The sequence below is a fragment of the Enterococcus sp. 3C7_DIV0644 genome, from assembly GCF_002141235.1.
In the GTDB taxonomy this organism is placed as follows: domain Bacteria; phylum Bacillota; class Bacilli; order Lactobacillales; family Enterococcaceae; genus Enterococcus_D; species Enterococcus_D entomosocium.
The window spans coordinates 2,662,267-2,668,032 of the sequence record NZ_NGLK01000001.1 but is presented as its reverse complement, the minus strand read 5'-3'; the positions used below and the strand labels follow the sequence as shown (position 1 = coordinate 2,668,032).

Genomic DNA, 5,766 nt, shown 5'->3' with positions numbered 1-5,766 from the left:
TCATCAAACATCGTGTCATCATCTTGGGCTTGCCATTCGCCATAGGTATTTTTCCCTGTTGCTTCATTCGTTGTCACTGTGCGTGTAAAGGTCACCGTATCGACACTGTCTGGCGCGGCTTCTTTACCATCTTCATACACATAATGGATCATTCGCTTGACTTCTTTGGTCTCCGTAGATTCAACCATCTTTGGCGAGTAAATGACAAATTCTTCAATATCTTCTGAATCGGCCTTTACATCGATAACTTCATCGATAAACTCCCTATCTGCATAGTAGTTGACTATCTCTGGACTTTTGACTAAATCAAATATCGTATCATCATCTCTTGCTTGCCATTCACCAAACGTTTCTTCGCCAGTGGCTAGATTCGTCCTTACTTCTCGAGTAAATTCAACTGTGTCTACTTTATCTGGAGCAGCTTCTGTACCGTCTTCATGCAAATAGTGAATGACTCGTGCGACAATTTTTCTTTCCTCATTACTTTCTATTTTAGGACTATAGATATACGTGACCGTTTGCGGAACATTGCTAAAGACAATTTGTTCCTCTCCTTGAACTTCCTTCAATGTATAGTTAGGAATATCCTCAGGAACAACTTCAATTGAATCGCCAATATTTCCACCAGTCAATACATTAGGTGGCAATAATTCATTACCCTCTTCATCTAAGTAATTGACTGTGACTGGTGCTCCTTCAATAAACCGAGGCTGCCATACATAGGTGTCAGCCATCGTCGTGCCATCATAGGTCAACACTAGTTCCTCTGATTTTAATATATGTTCACCGTATGGCGCATCTATGGTACCTGTCCCTACATTTTGCCAGTAGCCGGTATAATAACTTGAATTCCATCCGTACATCCCACTTGGGTCAACCAAGTTCACCGGATAGGAATTGCCTGGCCAATTGTTCCACCCAACAAAACTGAATTTTGGTCCTAATGTTAATTCTCTTAGATAGCGTACATTTGCTAAAAACTGGTTCATCCCAGCACCTAAAGAATTTATAACACCGGTGCTATCAAAATTCGATAAATCTAATGTAGATCCGCTATAGCCATAAAACATACTATTCATCGTGGTGGCTTGACTCGTATCAAGATAAGTCAGCCCAACAATCTCATTCAATTGAGAGGGTACAGTGCCATAGTGGGAGTAGCTCTCGAACAAACCTGCCACATCGGCTGGCAGAATGACGGGCGCAGTGAGAATAACTTTTTTTATGACCATATTTTTAAGTTCTTCCGTTAAAGGAATCACTTGGTCCACCGCCGTTGTCAATGTACCTGCTCCTACAGTCAAAACCCCTTCAATATCTAATGTGGCTGGAGCGGTTCCCCAGTTACCTGACCAAAGGATATTTTCTGCTTCCGCTACTTTTGTTTTCGACTCCTCATCAGATGTTGTACTGCTCTCAGCGGCTTCTGGCTCACTGGAGGATTCTGTCATTTGCTCTGTGGATGGTTCCACTTGATCTTCACTTGCTTGTGATGACTCCGATGCCCCTTGTTCCCCTGTACTTTCTACTACTTGTGTTTCTGAATCGACGGTTTCTTCACCTGTAGCTTGTTCGACTATTCCTTCTTGCTGTTCAGATATGAATTCATTTGTACTACGTGTTACTTCTTCTGTCGTTGAAGTGCTGATCGTTTCAGCTGCTGCCGGAACACTGATAATTGCTTGCGTGATCAATGGGCTGCCTAATATAAAAACAGAAGAACTAATCAGAATACGTGATAAAAGTTCTTTCTTCGCTGGTTTTTTCATTGCTTTTCCCTCTTTCAAATTAAGTAAATAAGATCAGCTACACTCTCTCCAATTAAAAAAAGCTGCCCATTGACAACTACTTCTTACATCTATGTAATACGTTCGCTGACTCATTCCTTATGACTGCATTATTGCATGGTTTTCAGGGACGAACACGACAATAATTGTCATGAATATGACAAAATAAGTCCTATTTTATAAAACGAAAATAAAGAATATGAATGATTGTGTCTCTGAAAGTGTGCACAAAATAAAAGAAATATAGTTTAACTTACTTCCTAGAACTGGTTCACACTATGTTTACAAAGTGTTCGGAGTCCTCGTAAAAAACTTTGGGTGTAACCGATCAATCCAATTAACTCGAAGGAAATAATAGCTATATAGAGATACAAAAAAAGAGACTGGATATTCAGCCCCTTTTGTTTATCATTCTTATTCATAGAAACAGCCAAGACGCTCTTGATCTTCTCCCTTTATCCTACGGCTAACAAGCAAAAACATCGAAGCCCATTTTTGATTTCTACGAACTTACTTTCCCTGATCTTCCTTAAAAGCAATAGCATCGATTTGAAAAAGAATGCCTACCTCTCCAGAATGAGCGAAAGCTGTCTGAATTGATTTTCTAACCGGAAATTTCCCATGGAAGGTTTCTTTTAAGAGCTTCTCCATCACTGGAATATCAAACACATCTTTAAAAAGTACATCCATTTGAACCACATTTGCAAATGTCAAATCGACTAATTTCAAACGTTCTTCTAAATGATTCAATGCCCCTACAATCTGTTGCTCTATTGGCTGCCCGATGTTCCCCACGCAATAGCCCACGAAAACAAAATTTCCCGCTTCAATCACACCTGAAAGTGCCCAGTCCTCATCGATATCGTATCGCTTCATTCGTTTTGTTTCCCCTTTCTATTTATTTTCATAATAAAAACTATGTCTGTTAATTGACTTGGTCATATTATTGCTTTTTTTGTCTTTGAGCGTCAATCCGTACATTCCAACTGATAAATTCCTACTCCACCGAAAAATGCAAGGAATGAGGGGTTGGGGCGATCAATGTCAGCCCGCACCTTTCTTTAAAGTAAGTCTTGCTGTCTTCTTTTGCCACTTGCAAGATTTCCGCTTCAGTAAAAGGCACAACACTGTCACTGCCTCGAAGCTCACTACACTCTAAAATAATCAAAATCTCTGCTTCAAGGGTATTGATTTTCGCAAGCTGTTCGAAAAAATTTTTTTGATTGATTTCTTGAATCGCCATGCGAATTTCTAAACAGTTTCTATGGATTTTTTCTTTGATTTTTCCATACTCATCTTTACTGAAAAGCCGTTCAGATTCCTCAATATAAAAGTTCAAATATTCTTGCAATGTGTGGATTTTAAATGGTTCCTCCATCTCCAGCACCTCCTGTATTTTAATGGTTGATTCTTATGTAAAATGATTTATTCCAGTTTTGTATGTCTGTATTATCACACGGTTTTTAGCTGGAAACGCGTCAATATGTGACTGATTAAATACAAAATACGTCCTGTTATATAAATACTGATTCTAGTTAGTACAGTTCATTTACATAATCACCTTTATCTCCGAACATACTTCGCAAGCTATAGAAGGTGTGACACTGTTGTTCAGCAAATTTCTATCCTCTGGCTATAAAGAAAAACAGGCAGTCCTCTCAGATTTGAGAATACTGCCTGTTTGCTGAATCTTGGGTAAATCAATCATTTTCATTGTATTTTTTATTGGAGGTATTCTGAAATGTTTCCACCGCTTCAATTAGTTCCAGCCACCGGTCACCGGTTGGAAAGCTATTCCACTTAAAAAATTGGACGTTTGGATTTTGGTCCAAAAAGGCTTGCCGATCAACTGGATAATCGGTCACCACAAAATCTGGTTTTTCTGAAACGAAAGCGAGGGTATAGCCAAACCAGCGTTTCAATCGTTCTTTTTGTCTGATTTCTTGAATTTTTCCAAATTTTGATTCATGAAAGATGCGGACTGTCGTTCGATCGATTTTTGCTACAATTGAAAGAAGCATGCTGTATTGAAAAAGCAGTCGATTATTGGAAGCATACATGGTAGTAAAAATTGGGGATTGTTGGGCTAACGATTGGTACATCTCCTGCACGAGTGGAAAAATTTTGGGAAAGACTCTGCGATAATCTTTATCCGTTGTCGTTTTTCCAAAAGCATCAATTTTATTTTTCGACGCAAAGAGGAGTGACACAGAATGAATGTTCAAGGCATTAACGAAAAGATACTCGATCTCCCCTTCAGGGACGAGAAAGATCTTCTGAGCAGTTTTTGCAAACAGTCTTGCTGTTGCAATTGATCCTTCCGAGAAGTTATCAACAACTCTTAGTTGGCTAGGAATCTCTTCAGGCAAATACGTCGTCATCACAGAAAACATATAATATAAGAAGAGAAACTCTGTTTCTGGAACGTCACTTAGAATCAAGTTAGCGTTTAGCAATGGTTTTATGAGCTCTTCTTTGAATTGCTCGTAGGAAATCGTGTGATGGACCATTTTCTTCATCTCTTGAGGAATCTCTTTTACCGGAAAACCTCTTTTAAAACGATAAAGACTTAGTGCAAGCAGTTGGATAAATTTTTCCTGATCGATACCGCGATAAAAACTAGGATAACTTGTCAACTTCTCCTTCAATGCACGAACACTTTGCTTCGACAATCCAATATAACGCACATTCGTCGCATCATAGATCTGCCAATACATGATATGGAAAAAATGACGAATTCGGTATTCTTCCGCTACAAATAACGGTTTCTTTTTTAAATTCAATTTGATTTGATAATTCTCAAGAATCGTTTCTACTTCCTTGAGCTTTCTTTGAACCGTGCGATTACTGACATAATGTTGTTGGGCGGTTTCTTCCAAAGACACGTATTTATCACTAAAGAGTCTGTCTAAAATTTGAAAGGGCATACTTTCTGCTAACATAACCGAATAGAATTTTGACAACAAAAAATTAGGCGCAAAATCAAGGGCTAGCTCCCTTCCTTCTCGCATGTCGATTTCAAAAAAAGGGTATGATTTTTGTAAGTCTCTGGCACGCTCAAAAACTAAAACGATTCTTCTTTTTGATAAATGCACATGATCCGCAAGGTCACTCAATAGTTCACGATCAATGGCATGTTCAAAAAAATACGCAAATAGCTCATAGACATCTTGATCCAATTTAGTTAAAAGAAATTTATACATAGTAATACCTCTTAACTTTAGTTTTACAGTAATTATACTCTTTTAAACGTGCATTTTCATTTCCTAGGTGTTGATTCATTCGTTTCTCTCAATGAAACATTCTTGCTAAATAATTCTGTTATTCGAGATTGTCTTAGAACGTTAGTCTGATAAAGAATCAGAGTCTCAAATGATCAGAAATTCTTTGAGCTACTGGGAATAGTCAGATAAAATCCATTCAAAGATTAAGGAGACGAGGAAACCGTCCAATCCATCCTACAAAAAAGGAGTGGATCGCCCCACTCCATAAAAGGTTAACTTTTTAAACCAATCGTCCATTCTGGACATATTTTACTCTTTATAGAGAAGCTTTAATTCTCAGTTTTTCTTTTTCTTCGCCAAATTGCTAAGAAAGAAAATAGAACAATGATCGTTCCCAAAAAGCCCATGATTCGTTGACCTGTTAGTTGCTCTCCTGTGGCAGGTAATTTACTTTTCCCGTTGGTTTGTGTGTTGGTTTGTGTGTTCATTTGATTGTCTTTGTTTCCTGATTTATCCTCTTTTTCTTCTTCAGGGGTTTTGTTTTCTGATTCAGGCGTATCTGCTCCTGAATCATCCTCTGGTTTATTCTCTTTTTCAGCACCGTACACATAGATGACTTCTTGTGCGGTAGTACTGAACATCCCTTTGGCATTGCTTGGTATTTGAGAAACCGTCCAGCCTGAAAGTTCTTTGGCTTCACTCTCATACGGCAAACCTACTTTGCCGTTCAGAATCGTTGGTTCGGCTAACTGATT

General features: G+C 38.4%; 5 protein-coding genes. All 5 read right to left on the bottom strand.

Translation table 11 applies throughout. From position 1 onward, the window contains the following. The coding region (locus tag A5877_RS12605; protein ID WP_176273470.1) for a MucBP domain-containing protein at nucleotides 1–1,769 on the bottom strand (1,769 nt) is incomplete at its 3' end. Between the two features lie 528 nt (nucleotides 1,770–2,297). Continuing rightward, entirely contained in the window at nucleotides 2,298–2,663 is a 366-nt protein-coding gene (locus tag A5877_RS12600) for a RidA family protein (RefSeq protein ID WP_086316941.1), read from the bottom strand. A gap of 121 nt (nucleotides 2,664–2,784) precedes the next feature. Further along, nucleotides 2,785–3,165 (bottom strand): hypothetical protein, encoded by a 381-nt coding sequence (locus tag A5877_RS12595; RefSeq protein ID WP_008377151.1) that lies wholly within the window; start codon nucleotides 3,163–3,165, stop codon nucleotides 2,785–2,787. A gap of 322 nt (nucleotides 3,166–3,487) precedes the next feature. After that, on the bottom strand, nucleotides 3,488–4,990 hold the full coding sequence (locus A5877_RS12590; RefSeq protein ID WP_086316940.1) for a helix-turn-helix domain-containing protein: 1,503 nt from the start codon (nucleotides 4,988–4,990) through the stop codon (nucleotides 3,488–3,490). 350 nt (nucleotides 4,991–5,340) lie between these two features. Next, a partial coding sequence (locus A5877_RS12585) for a MucBP domain-containing protein (RefSeq protein WP_086316939.1) occupies nucleotides 5,341–5,766 on the bottom strand: 426 nt, incomplete at its 5' end.